Origin of the sequence: Wolbachia endosymbiont (group A) of Gymnosoma rotundatum, from assembly GCF_947250765.1 — a bacterium.
Classification (GTDB): Bacteria; Pseudomonadota; Alphaproteobacteria; order Rickettsiales; family Anaplasmataceae; genus Wolbachia; species Wolbachia pipientis.
In genome coordinates this window covers 351672-365913 of record NZ_OX366347.1, presented here as the reverse complement: position 1 = coordinate 365913, position 14242 = coordinate 351672, and the positions used below count along the sequence as shown (strand labels likewise).

At 35.5% G+C, this 14242-nt stretch carries 18 protein-coding genes; 10 read left to right on the top strand and 8 right to left on the bottom strand.

Going from position 1 to position 14242, the window contains the following annotated elements; translation table 11 throughout:
* The 5 genes from OOK97_RS01855 (at position 1) to OOK97_RS01835 (ending at position 4433) form a co-directional block, all read left to right on the top strand.
* Positions 1–528, top strand: coding sequence for a DUF4040 domain-containing protein (locus OOK97_RS01855; RefSeq protein WP_015589497.1), 528 nt, complete (start codon positions 1–3; stop codon positions 526–528).
* Entirely contained in the window at positions 521–940 is a 420-nt protein-coding gene (locus tag OOK97_RS01850; protein WP_006279705.1) for a Na(+)/H(+) antiporter subunit B, read from the top strand. Before OOK97_RS01855 ends, OOK97_RS01850 begins: the two co-directional genes overlap by 8 nt.
* Positions 937–1248, top strand: coding sequence for a cation:proton antiporter subunit C (locus OOK97_RS01845; protein WP_006279706.1), 312 nt, complete (start codon positions 937–939; stop codon positions 1246–1248). Before OOK97_RS01850 ends, OOK97_RS01845 begins: the two co-directional genes overlap by 4 nt.
* Positions 1249–1386: 138 nt before the next feature.
* On the top strand, positions 1387–3312 hold the full coding sequence (rpoD, locus tag OOK97_RS01840) for an RNA polymerase sigma factor RpoD (protein WP_264705494.1): 1926 nt from the start codon (positions 1387–1389) through the stop codon (positions 3310–3312).
* A gap of 140 nt (positions 3313–3452) precedes the next feature.
* Positions 3453–4433 (top strand): SGNH/GDSL hydrolase family protein, encoded by a 981-nt coding sequence (locus tag OOK97_RS01835; protein ID WP_264705493.1) that lies wholly within the window; start codon positions 3453–3455, stop codon positions 4431–4433.
* A 175-nt stretch (positions 4434–4608) separates the two neighbouring features.
* On the opposite strand, the gene OOK97_RS01830 is transcribed toward OOK97_RS01835, so the two are convergent.
* The 4 genes from OOK97_RS01830 to carB all read right to left on the bottom strand — a co-directional run bounded on the left by OOK97_RS01830 (position 4609) and on the right by carB (position 8954).
* Positions 4609–4992, bottom strand: a complete 384-nt coding sequence (locus tag OOK97_RS01830) for a hypothetical protein (RefSeq protein ID WP_227738615.1) — start codon at positions 4990–4992, stop codon at positions 4609–4611.
* Positions 4943–5203 carry an IS110 family transposase gene (locus tag OOK97_RS01825; protein ID WP_264705492.1) on the bottom strand — a complete coding sequence of 87 codons (261 nt, stop codon included), beginning with the start codon at positions 5201–5203 and terminating at the stop codon, positions 4943–4945. Before OOK97_RS01825 ends, OOK97_RS01830 begins: the two co-directional genes overlap by 50 nt.
* Positions 5200–5415, bottom strand: coding sequence for a hypothetical protein (locus OOK97_RS01820; RefSeq protein WP_080717592.1), 216 nt, complete (start codon positions 5413–5415; stop codon positions 5200–5202). The genes OOK97_RS01825 and OOK97_RS01820 overlap by 4 nt, the downstream gene beginning before the upstream one ends.
* 164 nt (positions 5416–5579) lie before the next feature.
* Positions 5580–8954, bottom strand: coding sequence for a carbamoyl-phosphate synthase large subunit (gene carB, locus OOK97_RS01815; protein WP_264705491.1), 3375 nt, complete (start codon positions 8952–8954; stop codon positions 5580–5582).
* Positions 8955–9092: 138 nt separating this feature from the next.
* On the opposite strand from carB, the gene OOK97_RS01810 reads away from it, so the two are divergent.
* Positions 9093–9275, top strand: a complete 183-nt coding sequence (locus tag OOK97_RS01810; RefSeq protein ID WP_264705490.1) for a WPE palindromic element domain-containing protein — start codon at positions 9093–9095, stop codon at positions 9273–9275.
* A 132-nt stretch (positions 9276–9407) separates the two neighbouring features.
* Here OOK97_RS01810 and OOK97_RS01805 read toward each other — a convergent pair whose 3' ends face one another.
* Together OOK97_RS01805 and OOK97_RS01800 are read right to left on the bottom strand one after the other, a co-directional pair.
* Positions 9408–10163, bottom strand: coding sequence for an SDR family oxidoreductase (locus tag OOK97_RS01805; RefSeq protein ID WP_264705489.1), 756 nt, complete (start codon positions 10161–10163; stop codon positions 9408–9410).
* The gene (locus tag OOK97_RS01800) at positions 10150–10893 is read right to left on the bottom strand and encodes a YihY/virulence factor BrkB family protein (protein ID WP_264705648.1); all 744 of its coding nucleotides are present in this window, start codon (positions 10891–10893) and stop codon (positions 10150–10152) included. The genes OOK97_RS01805 and OOK97_RS01800 overlap by 14 nt, the downstream gene beginning before the upstream one ends.
* Between OOK97_RS01800 and OOK97_RS01795 the strand changes: the two genes are divergently transcribed.
* The 4 genes from OOK97_RS01795 (at position 10869) to OOK97_RS01780 (ending at position 12344) form a co-directional block, all read left to right on the top strand.
* On the top strand, positions 10869–11000 hold the full coding sequence (locus OOK97_RS01795) for a hypothetical protein (RefSeq protein ID WP_264705693.1): 132 nt from the start codon (positions 10869–10871) through the stop codon (positions 10998–11000). The two genes, OOK97_RS01800 and OOK97_RS01795, sit on opposite strands and share 25 nt — an antisense overlap.
* Before the next feature lie 99 nt (positions 11001–11099).
* The gene (locus OOK97_RS01790) at positions 11100–11429 is read left to right on the top strand and encodes a TrbC/VirB2 family protein (RefSeq protein WP_264705488.1); all 330 of its coding nucleotides are present in this window, start codon (positions 11100–11102) and stop codon (positions 11427–11429) included.
* A gap of 20 nt (positions 11430–11449) precedes the next feature.
* A complete protein-coding gene (locus OOK97_RS01785) occupies positions 11450–11806 on the top strand; it encodes a TrbC/VirB2 family protein (RefSeq protein ID WP_015589491.1) in 357 nt (118 codons plus the stop codon).
* Between the two features lie 217 nt (positions 11807–12023).
* Positions 12024–12344, top strand: a complete 321-nt coding sequence (locus OOK97_RS01780; protein WP_012673416.1) for a TrbC/VirB2 family protein — start codon at positions 12024–12026, stop codon at positions 12342–12344.
* 117 nt (positions 12345–12461) lie between these two features.
* Here the strand turns inward: OOK97_RS01780 and OOK97_RS01775 are convergent, their stop codons facing one another.
* Together OOK97_RS01775 and recF are read right to left on the bottom strand one after the other, a co-directional pair.
* A complete protein-coding gene (locus OOK97_RS01775) occupies positions 12462–12611 on the bottom strand; it encodes a hypothetical protein (RefSeq protein WP_156517978.1) in 150 nt (49 codons plus the stop codon).
* A gap of 537 nt (positions 12612–13148) precedes the next feature.
* Entirely contained in the window at positions 13149–14228 is a 1080-nt protein-coding gene (gene recF / locus OOK97_RS01770; protein ID WP_182319834.1) for a DNA replication/repair protein RecF, read from the bottom strand.
* Between the last annotated feature and the right edge of the window lie 14 nt (positions 14229–14242).

The window sequence follows — 14242 nt, the reverse complement described above, 5'->3', positions numbered from 1 at the left end:
GTGTTAGAAATATTAAATGTAGTGTTACTTTTGTTGTTACTAACAGTTACGGTTTTTATAGTTTTCTCGCGACATTTAGTCGTAAGTGCTGTTCTAATGTGTGTATTTAGTTCACTGATTGCGCTTATATACTTAATTATGAATGCACCTGATGTTGCAATTACTGAAGCTTCTGTTGGTGCGGGGCTCAGTACAGTTTTTACGTTTGCAGCACTCTCCTTGATAAAGAATCATAAAGTAAATCTATCTCATAACCCTATAACGCTTTTTTTTATGTTATTTCTGGCTGTATGTTTGTCATATTTTATGATTCAATTGCCAGATTTTGGCAGCCACAATGCTCCGATCCACTTGCATGTTGCTCCTTATTATGTGGAAAATACCGAAAAAGCTACCGGTATTCCTAATATAGTGACAGCTATTTTGGCAAGCTTTCGTGGTTATGACACGTTTGGAGAAACTATAGTAGTTTTTACTGCTGCGCTTTGTATAACGTTGATATTAAAAGAAGAAAAAGAAAATGATTAAAGATCCGATATTAAATGCAGTAACATTTTTGATGATACCTTTTATCATTTTATTTGGTTTATACATACAATTTCACGGTGATTACACTCCGGGTGGAGGTTTTCAAGCAGGAATAATTATTGCCTCCGGGATAATATTATATTCAATGCTATTTGGTGTATCTACAACTCTAAAAGCAATACCTTATTCTGTGATTAGATTGACTAACGTGTTAGGTATTTTAATTTATGGAGGAACGGGCGTTGCAACAACTTTACTTGGCCAAAATTTTTTATCTTATGATATCTTGTTAACCAATAATAGAACCGGTCAAAAATTAGGTATTTTTTTGGTGGAATTAGGTGTAGCATTTACTGTCTGCTCCTCTATGTTAATTATATATATAAATTTTGCTCGTAGGAAAAAACAATGACTTTATATAATTATACGATTATTATTGTATTAATGGTGCTAGGTTTATATATTATTATAAACGATAAAAATTTAATCAAGAAAATGATAGGGGTAAGCGTCTTCCAAGCATCTGTTTTGTTATTTTACATATCTCTAGGATATATAAAAAGTTCCTTGCCTCCTATATTGGTTTCAAATTTTTATTCATATAGCAATCCTATACCCCATGTTTTAATGCTTACTGCTATAGTGGTTGGAATTGCAACATTTTCAGTTGGATTATCCATAGCAGTAAAAATGGAAGAAAAGTATGGAACAATTGATTAAGACAAGTGTACATAAATTAACAGTATCTTAAACTATATGAAGTAACAAATAGCCACAAGTTAAAAGTAAAATTATAGACTTGCTCGTTGTAAGTTTGTTTGTTAATAAGAAATAAAATTATAAACTATAAAGGTAATGATGTCAACTATTAATGATGCAGAAGATAAGAAAAAAATTATCAAAGATCTGGTAACTAAGAGTATAAAAAAGGGTGGTTTTATCACCTTTGATGATATAAATGATAAATTATCAGATGAAAATTTTTCGTCTGACTTTATAGATGATGCTATATCTTTATTGCAGGATTCCGGAATTAATGTGCTTGAAAGTAGCGAAGATGAAGAAGATATTCCTTCCAACAGTGATGATAGTAAACTTGATGATGATGACACATCGCCAAATGTTACTGCAACTTTAGTACAAAATGATGATCCAGTGAGGATTTATTTACAAGACATGAGCTCCGTAAAGCTTTTATCAAGGGCAGATGAAATCGAGATAGCAAAAAAAATTGAATCTGAAAAGCATAACATGTTACGCGCAATAATTGAAACATCAGTAACATTAAAGGTGATAAAAGTATGGCGTGATGATTTAAGTAATGGAGCTCTCTTACTGAGAGAAATTATAGATCTGGATGCAATTTATAACTCTGATTTTAATGTGGTACCCAAAGAAGAAAGTGAAGAGAGTGAAGAAAGTGCTGAAGATGTTGAGGATTCTGAGGATGTTTCTGAAGATGCTGAGTACTGTAGTGATGATGAGAAAGACGGTAATAATGAAGATATAAGTTCAGTCAATTTAAATGTTTCTATTCTTGAAATGGAAAGTGACTTATTGCCAAAGGTCATAGTTGCATTGGATGAGATAATTACTTTAACAAATGAAGCGTTGATATTAAGAAAAAATTCTAAAAATTTCTCTAATGAGCTAGAAAATTTGTATAATCAAATATGGTCTATAGCATTACAAATTAAGTTAAGTGATGCTGCTGTTGCCAGAATTACACAAGAACTTTATAAGATAAATAGATCCATTACGCTTGAAGAGGCTAATCTTATTGCTGAGGCTAGAAAATACGATATCGATAGAGAAAGTTTCTATAAAGTTTATGATGACGTGCTTTTAAAGCACGAATTGAAAAAGATAAGTCTTTTAAAGATCAATGAAAATCAGTCCTCTTTTACAGGTGAATTAAAAAACAAATTTTTAAGGTTTATAGACGATAACTCTGAACATATAGCTAGTACCTTGAACGGTATTAAGCAGCATATACAGGAAGATAACGTACAAGAATTTAAGGAGCTAATCAAGAGAATACAAAAACACGAACGAGAAGTCTCTGAAGCAAAGCAAGAAATGATTAAGGCTAACTTAAGGCTAGTAGTTTCCATTGCTAAGAAGTATTCAAAAAGAGGCCTTGATCTGCTTGATTTGATACAAGAAGGCAATATTGGTCTTATGAAGGCCGTGGATAAGTTTGATTACAAACGTGGATATAAATTTTCAACTTATGGCACTTGGTGGGTAAGACAATCAATCACTAGAGCAATACCTGAGCAGTCTAAAGTAGTTAGAATACCAGTTCATATGGTGGAAATTATCAGTAAAATCAACAGAGCATTAAGAAAGATGACTCATGAGAGGGGAAGAGAGCCGACGTTAGAGGAATTGAGTGTAGAACTGACAATGCCACTGGAAAGAATACGCAAAGTTATGAAAATAGCAAGGGATCCAGTCAGTCTTGAAGCTCCAACAGGAAAAGATGATAGTAGTACCTTTGGTGATTGTATAGAAGACAAGCGAGTCTCCAGGCCAGAGGATGCTGCAATACTTGCTGACTTGCGTGGCATTACAACCAATGTCCTTGCAACTTTAACACCAAAGGAAGAAAGAATTTTAAGAATGCGTTTTGGCCTTGGTAAAGATGGGAAGGAACATACCTTAGAAGAAGTAGGAAAAATTTTTAATGTAACACGTGAGAGAATTAGGCAAATAGAGGCAAAAGCACTGCGCAAGTTGAAACATCCAAGCCGTGCTAGAAAACTTAGAGGGTTCTTTTAAGTATACGTGTCAAGTTAAGAAGAAGCTGATTTTGCCCGGAAAAAGTGGAGAGCAAGTTAGGCCAAAGTTGTATAATTTCACCGCTATTTTTCTTTTTCTATGAATCTAATGAAACAACATGCTAATCTACGGTAAATATTATGACAAACAAAAATGACAATTCTAATTCAAAGTATAGAAATTTTTATGTTCTGGGTGATAGCTTATCCGATAATGGCGCAATCATTGGAATTTTAAATAATTTATCCTTTGCAAAAAGCGTAAAATTTGATGATCCTTTTTATCAAGGAAGATCTTTTAGCAATGGCCCTACTGCTGTTGAATATATAGCAAAATATTTAGATTTAGATGAATTTAAACCTGGGTGGAGTTATTCATTTTTTGGGAGATGCCACGAACAGCAAGGTCAGAATTACGCAGTTTCATATGCAACAGCATCTGAAATTTTTGACCCTATTTTTTCTTATTTCTTCAATAAATTTCGTTTAGCTAACCAGCTAGATGCGGTAATTAAACATCATCCAGATATAGGTAAAGAAGATTTATTTTGCATCATAATCGGCAGAAATGATGTTATGGTTGCCACTGCTTATGACGATACTAAAGCGGAAGAAGTGTTGGAACAAGCAGTGAGTGAAATATGTAATGCACTTAAGGTTCTAAATGAACATGGTGTTAAGCATGTAGTTGTTGCAAATGCACCTGAAGTTGGCTCAATACCAGCTTTTAATAGAGATGAAAAAGCAAGGGAACTAGCTACAAAGCTCACGGAGAGTTTCAATGCAAAACTGGCTAAAGGCTTAGATTATATGAAGAAAAGTACAAATCTTGAAATAAAAGCATTTGATCTTAACTCTAAAATGAGAAGTATGTTTAGCGAATACAAGAGCAAAGGTTTAAATTGTCAAGATGCATGCACATCGAACATTGCAGACCAAGTTGGGAGATTTAAAGAAAATATAAAAATACTCTTAAAGTTGATATTTAAAGGGGAACTTGACGTTCACTATAACCCTGGGTGTAGCAAAGAAACACTAAAGGATTATTTCTTTTTTGATTATTTCCATCCAACTGCGGAACTTCATCATGAAGTTGGTAATGAAGTGTATGAGTTGATTTGACACAGTTTTTTTGAACATATCCTTTTAAATAGTAACCAGACTGCATTCTGTGATTTTTAGCAAAACACGATCTTTCATTTGAGCTTTCTTCAATTTAAAATAAATACAGAAAATTGCTGCCTATAGCTAAACTGACTTAGATTTACCGACAATTTGAAAAACCGTCATCCCGCTACTATATAGTTATTGATATATATTTTCTTTTAAGCTCTTGGTTTTGATCGATAAATGTAATCATTTCATCTTCTAAAGTTTTAATTTGATTACGTAAAATTGCAAGAAGTTCCTCTATTTGTTTGATTATAGATGTATCAGTTACCTGTTGGATTTGGGTTTTTTGTATTTTTGCTATTTCTACAAGTTGGTTTCTACGAGATAATTTTTGTTTCAAGCAATCAATATTACCATTACTAACTGTTAAAGGAGTAACACGCATATCTGTATTATTAATATAACGTGAGATGATACTGCAGTCTATTTTATCAGTTTTTGTAGTAATACCAAGACTTTTAGCATAGTCTCTCCCACCTTGGTTGAATGACGTACACCTCAAAACCATTGCTTAGTAAAGTATAGGCACATAATTTTTCGTATCCACCAGTTGCCTCAAGACCAATTTTGGTTACATTATGCAAACGTAAAAAGTCCAGCATTTCACCAATGGATTGTACATTGTTTTCAAATATTTTATAATGCTCAAGTGAGTGAATGTGGAGATCTAATTTACTTTTGCTAACATCAATGCCAGCAATAATGTTTGATGAATTCATAATTCCTCCGTAATAATAACATATACTGCATTTTCCAGCCTTATATACGAGCCTAAAAGCTCAATCAGTTGTTCGGAACTTTCAGTATAATAAACCAGAGAAGAGAACCTTGCTGAACAACGATTCTTATAATCAAGGGGCGTGACGATTCCTCTTCTCTGTGTGTCTTTAATCTCACTACTTTGATATTTATAAAGACTTGTTCTTAACATATAAGGGAAGTGTCCTCTAGGTGAGATTGTGGAGCATTCGTTGCAGCATTTGGCTGTTCAATTACGCTAGTTGATTCTTTAGGTATACTATTTCCTTCAAAATTTCCATCTTTTTATTATGTTCTCTTTAGCATTTTGAGAGTGAATTATTCTAGTTTTGATATTTAAACGTTTTGTATCTGCTGTAATGATTTCACTTCCAGTTTGCTATTCTTTACATATTGAATTGCAAGCACTAACGCTTTACTTCCGGAAGCTGTGGTGCTGTAAGCTATATTTTGCAAAATAGCAGTTCTCCTGATATCTTTGCTGTCTGAGACTGACTTTACACCTTTTGAAGTATTAATCACTAGATTTATTTTTCCATCTTTGAACATATCAACTATGTGGGGTCTGCCTTCTCTTACTTTATTTACAGCTTGTGCAGCAATGCCGTTATTGTTCAGATACGAAGCTGTGCCTTTGGTGGCATATATTTCAAAACTCAGTTCTTTCAACATTCGTGCAACTGGCAATATATACTTTTTATCATCATCTTTTACTGAAACCAGAGCTGTTCCTTCTGTTGGTAACTTGTATCCTGCAGCCATGTGCGTTTTTGCAAGTGCAGCTTCAAATGATGAGTCAATTCCCATCACTTCTCCTGTTGATTTCATTTCAGGACCAAGTAAAGTATCAACTCCTGCAAAGCGGGTAAATGGAAAAACAGCAGCTTTAACTGCAAAATGATTGAAAGGCTTGTTTTCCTGATTCAATTTTTTACCCAAAACAACCTGAGTGGCAAGCTTTGCAATAGGAATATTGATTACCTTGGAAATAAAAGGAACGGTTCGACTAGCCCTTAAATTCACTTCAAGTATGTATACATCACTAGACCTCTTGCATAACTCGATTTCTGAAGGCAATTTTGTCGTCAAAGCTTGTCTGCGCTCCTCAAATACATTCGAGTATTCTGTGGTGCTCATCTGCACTTTTCCTAAAGATTTCTCATCACAAACAGGTTCTGCAAGAGGTCTATTCTCTTGAACAGCAAACTGAATGTTTATCAGACCTTTCACTTTTAATGCTAATGCTATTCTCTCAGTTTGGAGCTCGATCTCTTTTATTACTTCGTCACTCAATGTATTTGTCGGTATTGAGCATGTTGAATCGCCAGAATGAATACCAGCTTCTTCAATGTGCTCCATGACCGCTGCAATGAAAACTTTTTCCCCATCACATACAGCATCAACGTCAACCTCAACTGCATTGACTAAAAATTTATCAAGAAGCAGCGAACCATGCTCAAAGATTTTAGTTTGATCTAAGACGTACTCTTTAAAGCTCTGAGTATCATGTCTAATCGACATGGATTGACCACCGAGGACATATGATGGCCTGACTACTAGTGGAAACCCCACCTTTTCTGCATTGGTTAACGCTTCTTCTACTGAATGGCAGATAGAACTTTCAGGTTGTTTTAAATTAAGTTGCAAAGCAAGATTTTTAAACCTCATGCGATCTTCTGCAAGGTCAATAGAATCAAACGAAGTTCCCAGAATTTTGAAACCTCTCTCGTTAAGCACTTTGGCTAACTTTAAAGGTGTTTGACCACCTATTTGAACTATTACACCAACCAGTGTGCCATTTTCTTGCTCTTTGCTTAGTATTTCAAGCACATCCTCTGCAATCAGTGGGGCAAAATATAAACGATCAGCGGTATCGTAGTCAGTTGAAACAGTTTCTGGATTACAGTTGATCATTATTGTTTCATACCCCATTTCTTTGGCGGCAGAAGCTGCATGTACGCATGCATAATCAAATTCAATACCTTGACCAATGCGGTTTGGACCACTTCCTAAAATGACAACCTTTTTTCGGTCAGAAATGTCCGCTTCGCATTCTGTCCTATTTGTAATGTTTCCCTCATAACAGCCATACATATAAGCAGTGCTCGATTCAAATTCAGCTGCACAGGTGTCTACACGCTTATAAACTTGTTTGATGCCAAATTTTTTTCTTGTTTCTTCGATTTGCTCTACTTTCTTATTGCTTAATTTCGCCAATCTTGCATCTGAAAATCCCATTTTTTTCAGCTCTAACATTTCATATGCAGTTCCAGGGAGGCCGTTTTCCTTGATTTTTTGTTCAGCCAAGATGATTTGCTGTATATTCTGCAAAAACCATAAGTCATAACCTGTAATTGAATTTATTTCTTCTATGCTAATTCCATGACGCATTGCATCAGCAGCAATCAGCAATCTGTTTGGTAGCAATTTTGCTAATTGAGATCTGATGTGATCAATATCAGTATTTTCAGAAAACACTTCATCAAGTCCCGTGAGCCCAGTTTCAAGCGAGCGAAAAGCTTTCTGCAGCGACTCATTAAAAGTGCGGCCTATAGACATTACTTCTCCCACCGATTTCATGGAGGTTGATAATTCACAATTCGTCCCCTTAAATTTCTCAAATTCAAAACGAGGAATTTTAGTGACGATATAATCAATCACTGGTTCAAATGCAGCAGGTATAACTGGAGCGCAGTCATTACGTATTTCATCGAGCGAATAGCCAATAGCAAGTTTAGTTACAACTTTTGCAATAGGATAGCCTGTTGCTTTCGAAGCAAGTGCAGAGGAGCGAGAAACCCTTGGATTCATTTCAATTACAACGAGGCTTCCATCTTCTTTAGGGTTCACTGCAAACTGAACATTTGCACCACCGGCACTAACGTCAATTTCCCTCAGCACTGCTATAGATGCATTTCTCATTTGTTGATATTCAGCATCACGCAGAGTCAAAGCAGGAGCAACCGTAATACTATCTCCGGTGTGCACTCCCATTGGATCAACATTTTCTATCGAACAGACTATTATGCAGTTATCTTTACAATCGCGGATAACTTCCATTTCATACTCTTTCCAGCCGATAATTGATTCATCTATCTGAACTTCATTTATTGGCGAAATTTTGAGAGCACTTTCTGCGATATTGAAAAACTCCTCTTTATTATATGCTATGCCACTACCTGCGCCACCAAGAGTGAATGATGAACGGATGATTGCTGGTAATCCAACGTAGTCCAAAGCCTTTTTTATTTGTTCTTGATTTTTTATAATGATACTTTTGGGATATTTCAGTCCTATTCTATCCATGGACTGACGGAATAACTCTCTATCCTCTGCTTTTTTTATTGCTTCTCTATTTACCCCTATTAATTCTACGTTGTATTTGTCTAACACTCCATCATCTGCAAGTTTTATTGCGCAATTGAGTGCTGTTTGCCCGCCCATTGTTGGCAATATTGCGTCTGGCCTCTCCTTAATTATAATTTTCTCTATGATTTCAGGCAGTACCGGCTCAATATAAGTTGCATCAGAGAATTCAGGATCTGTCATTATAGTTGCGGGGTTGGAGTTAACCAAAATGACTTTATAACCTTCACTTTTTAATACTTTACAGCTTTGCGTTCCAGAATAATCAAACTCGCATGCCTGACCTATAACTATTGGGCCTGCTCCTATTACTAATATAGATTCTATATCTGTGCGTTTCGGCATAATTACAATAACGGTCTCTATTCAAGTAATGTTACCAATCTTTCCTGTATATGTGAATTTTTATTAAACCTATTAGCTAATTACTTTTAGGCTTGACGCATAACTGTACGAACATTGCAATTTGCGTGGCAGATTCCAGTGCTTGACACACAGCTGTACAAACATTCATTTTTGAAGGTAAATTGCACAGCAAATGATGTCATTCAAGTAGCTGACACTGGTTCCTTTATGACGGCAGTGCCCAGAGGTGTCATCCCAGTGCCCAGACACTGGGATCCAGAAAACTTAACTTTAAATAAGTGGCTGCATAATAAAGACTAGATTCCAGTGTCACGCACTGGCATGACACCATAGAGGCACTGGGATGACATCCTTCCTAGTGGAGATTACTCTCAAATCACAATGTTCATACAGTTGTGGGCTTAATGGTATCTTTGCAGATACTATGGTAATTTATTCGGGAGATTTGCTGAGCGGTAAGATTTTTCCTGATATGCTGCAGTCTTCAGAAGCTAATTCCACAAATTTATCTGTTAGTTTATCAGGTGACACCAATTCAGATCCAGGAAATGCCTGCTCACTACCCACAGGTCCTTCCGTGTATACAGCATTTACACATAATTTTGTATGTTTTGTCTCAGATGCATATATCTGCACCATTATTTCTAGTGCAACTTTACTTGCAGCATACGGCATCCAATATGGATAAGAGGAAGGAGAAAGTGTCACTTCTGAGGTCATGAATATCGCTCTTCCAGCATTAGACTTTTTTAGCATTGGATCTAAGTTTTTCAGTAAGTACCAATTGGCAGTAAAATTTGTATTCATTACGTTCTGTAGCTCTTCAATCTCACAGTCATGAATGGGGTTCAGTTTGCCTAAAATTCCAGCACACGCAACTAATATATCAAGTGCTCCAGATTCTGATAATTTCAGGCTTTCTATCATGTTTGTCAGTATCTTTACATTCTCAAAGTCTAAAAGATCAAGCTGAATTAGTTTCACAGAGCCTTCTTTAAATTCTTCAAGCTCTTCAATTTCATTATATAGTGGCTTGAGATTATCAAGAGATCTTGAAATCAGAATCACACATGCACCTTCTCTTATAAACCTTTTTGCAACAGCAGAGCCTATTCCACCTGAAGCTCCGGTGATTAAAGCTACTTTACCTTCTAACTTACTCATTTCTTTCTCCTTAGCGAGATTCATTGAAATATTTTAGCTGAAAATTAAATTTTGCTCCATATATAAAAATCAAACTTAGCATATAAAAAAATAGTAATGACACTACCACACCACCTAAACTTCCATATATCAAATCCAGTTGGTCAAAGGAAGCTTTTAAGTATTGCTTAAAAGCTGAAGCAGAAATCGTCCAAAGAATAACAGCTACACAAGATCCAGGAAATACGTCTGATAAATTTTGTTTTATGTTTGGTAACATAAAATATAGCCAAGAGACTACTGTGAAAAGTACAAATTCAATAAGTAAATACCTAGTATAACTTAGCCCCTGATAGGAAAAATCAATTAGCATTGGTACTAGTGTAGAAAACACTATAGTTAGAGTTATAATAAGCGTGATTACTAAAAATTGTAATATACTTAGTACTCTTCTTAATATATAAGGCGGCGAAACCGGAACTTTATAGGCCTTATTGAGTATTGTTCTAAGCCCTTCAATTGTCGATGAAGCGGTCCAAACAGCACCTACAATTGCTAAAGTTAGTAAGCTTTGCGGCGGGCCTGATATTATCTCCCTAATGCGCGGCATCAAAGATGATAAAATATCCTGTGGCATGTTATCAATGATAAATACCCAGCCAATGTTGTACTGGTCTAAGAAACTTGCGAATGTTGACGCCACAGCCATTAAAACGATGAGAAAAGGAAATATCGATAACAGGATTAAAAATGACAAATACCCTGCGTGCTCCACTCCATCATTATAAATTGTGTCAATCAAAGCACGATAAAGGCAATAAACGATGCTGTAAAATTTCTGTAGCATGTAATATAAATGAACAAGAAAAGTATTCTAAATGAAATAAAATATATTTTTAAGCAAAAAAATCCTTGCCGTTTACTTAAATTTAATCAAAGTGAAGGATAATCCAGCATTAAATAGAAATTATCGGAGGCGTAATGAAAAATTTTCTTCTACTTGTGGCTTTAATCTTCTCCTTTGCGTTTGATGCAGGTGCTCCTCCTGCAAGTACTACTTTTGTTGATAAAAATGATACAACATCATCGGTGATATGCAAGATAATAGGCTATACTCACGGCATAGGTGGACCGATGATCACAATAGTGATAATTGGTGCAGCTTTGCTTGCGATATTCGGCAGAATGCCATGGCCAGCGCTTTTTGCACTCGGTGCGTTCACTGCTGTGTTTTTTGGCGCTCCTGTAGTCGTTTCAAAAATAACACCAGGAGGTGTGATTTGTAAAGACGGTGCAGTAGCGGATAAGTAATAGAAATTATTGGAGGCATAATGAAAAATTTTCTTTTACTTGTGGCTTTAGTTATCTCCTTTGCATTTGATAATGTTTTTGCTAGCAGTGTTACTGATGACGCAACGTCAAACACAATATGCAAAATAGTAGGCTATACTCACGGCATAGGTGGACCGATGATCACAATAGTAATAATTGGTGCAGCATTGCTTGCAATATTTGGCAGAATGCCGTGGCCAGCGCTTTTTGCACTCGGTGCATTTACTGCTGTGTTTTTTGGTGCACCTGTAGTTGTTTCAAAAATAGTACCAGGCGGTGTGATTTGTAAAAATGGTGCAACTGCTTGCCCTGATGGTACCAACTGGGATACAAGTACAGGAGCGTGTAAAAAATAGGCGCTGCAGATTTAGAAAAGCATTAGCTAAACGGTGCTTCTTAAAGGAGCACCATTATTCCACAATTGTATAAATGTTGTCCAAGTGCATAACACTGAGATCCGGGAATTTTTATAAACTGATAGGATGACAAATTTACTAGAACCCTTACCATTTACTCAAATTTAATCAAATTGCAGAATAATCTAACTTAGGACAGAAATGATTGGAGGGTATAATGAAAAATTTTCTTCTACTTGCGGTTTTAATTTTCTCCTTTGCGTTTGATGCAAATGCTGCAGATGCTTTTGTTGATACAAGTGATACAACATCATCAGTGATATGCAAGATAATAGGCTATACTCATGGCATAGGTGGACCAATGATCACAATAGTGATAATTGGTGCAGCGTTGCTTGCAATATTCGGTAGAATGCCGTGGCCAGCGCTTTTTGCACTCGGTGCATTCACTGCTGTGTTTTTTGGCGCTCCTGTAGTCGTTTCAAAAATAACACCAGGAGGTGTGATTTGTAAAGACGGTGCAGTAGCGGATAAGTAATAGAAATTATTGGAGGCACAAACGTAGTTTTCTTTACTTGAAAGTGGTCAAGCTGACCACTTTCAGTGTCTATGAATACCTAATAAATTCTCTTTCTGTAATCATATCAGTTAAAGTTTAGATTCCAGCGTCACGCGCTGGAATGACAAGGCTTATCGTCATGCCGCCGCATACCGTCATACCGCGATTCATTCGCGGTATCTCATCAGCTAACAAGCAGCGGAATAACGGTTGTCGTTTAGCTATGAATATTAAGAAATTTACCAAATGAAAAAAAAGGCAAAAGAAGCCCCGTGGTTGGCTAATTACTTACATTATACTTTCAAGTATGGCGTTTTTTTATTCTAAACGCTTAATAACCGCGATTCAGCTGCTTTTAAGCCGCAACTAATCTAAATTATAAATATTAAGAAATTTACTAAACAGAAAAAAAGGCAAAAGAAACCCTAGGGTAGCTAGTTATTCACTATCCATTTTTTAAATCGGCGTTTTTTGATGTTTTAAATGCTTTATAAGCGCATTTCAGCTTATATTAGGTAAAAACCTAGAAATTTTATAAAGACATAAGGTGCACATAGTGCAAAAAATTAAACATGGGACGCCAGATACGTGAGTTTTTTTGTCATTTAATCTGTACAGAGAAGATAAATAAATAGCTTCAGTTTCATGATAAGGGGACTGGCGAAGTTTGTAAAGTAACTTTTGCATTTAATTTAAAGTAAAAAAAACAGAAATGTTTTGGTTTGAGGTTTAATTGCCGGAATTTACAATTGGGAGTTGCCTGTATGAGCTTTGAAAGAGGTACTATTCATTTGATAATTCAAAAAACTTGAAAGAATAAAGATAGCTATTGAAATTATCTTGATTTACATCAGTTATCCAAGTTTGACATTGAATACTTAACACTTCCTCCATTAACGCCTTTCTGTAATGTTTATCCAGATGAGACATTATATCATCAAGTAGAAGAAGTGGTGCCTTATTGTAATGAATACACCTTGCTTTTACACTGGATAAAATAATAGAAAGCAGTAATAACTTTTGTTCTCCAGTGGAGCACAGATTTATTGGTACGTTTCTTTTTTGACAAAAAACCCGAAAATTATCGTTATGCACACCAAAGGTTACTCTACCAGTCAATGAATCTTTTTCTCTGTTTTCCTTTAGACGATTCTGAAAATATTCTGCAGTATCGTCCAAAGTTAGCTGGCTGCTGAATTTCAAACTTGCCTTCGGAAAAAACTCACTGGAATGGTTATCAATTGTGTCTTGTAGTGTCTTTAAAACAGACGATCGCATACGTAAAATACTAACTGCATTAACGGCCATTATGTTTTCAAGACTAGAGAGCCAATTTTCGTCCAAGGTGTTCTCTCTTAACAGTTTACTTCGCTCACGTTTAGCTTTTCTGTGTTTCATGTAGCAGCAAGTGTAATTTTCCTCAAACAGTGAGACTATACGGTCTAAAAATTTTAATCTGTCACTTGGAGAATTAAGAAGAACATAGTCCATTTGTGGAATCAGCCATATTACATTGGATATCTTATACAAAGATGAATAACTCGATTGCGTTTTTCCATCAATTTGTATTAGTTTCTTATCAAAACTCTTTGCGATACCAATTGAATTAAAATCCATTCCATTAAAAAAATCATAGTGCACTACCCAATCTTCATTACTGAATCTATTTTGTATCTCACTGGCTTTTGCTTTTTTCATTCCATTGCTTTTAGCAAGCAACGAGATTGCTTCAAGTATATTAGTTTTACCAATACCGTTTTTGCCAGTTATTACAACTGAGCTATCATCTGAATCCAGTTCAAAGTTTGAGTGGCTACGAAAATTATGTAATTTCAGCTTTTTTATGTAGCAATGGGTAGCCATTAACCTATTCTTTA